The 280-nt window shown below is 62.1% G+C and carries 1 pseudogene; it reads right to left on the reverse strand.

Features of this window, described 5'->3' with window-relative positions:
* Positions 1–280, reverse strand: a pseudogene (locus tag EN851_RS35975) (glycosyltransferase family 2 protein); the annotation flags it as partial.

Below are 280 nucleotides of genomic sequence, written 5' to 3' on the forward strand. Positions count from 1 at the left end.
ATCGCGTTCCGGCACGGGCATGATCGTTGCCAGCGCCTCGCGGTCGAACGCCAACCCGCTTGTCACCGTCGTATGATAGCGTCCCTTGCGCAGCAATTCCGGGACGACGTCCCCGGAGTCGAACGGTTGTTCCGGCGGCGGAAAGACATCCTTGATCTGCTGGTCCTCATCGACGAGATGCAGTCTGAATTGCGCCTGCGCGACAGCCGCGTCCCACTCTCCGAGCACCTCGGAAATGGCGTGCGGATAGAGATAGTCGTCGGCGTCGAGAAAGAGGACG

The sequence above is a fragment of the Mesorhizobium sp. M8A.F.Ca.ET.208.01.1.1 genome (assembly GCF_004791315.1).
In the GTDB taxonomy this organism is placed as follows: domain Bacteria; phylum Pseudomonadota; class Alphaproteobacteria; order Rhizobiales; family Rhizobiaceae; genus Mesorhizobium.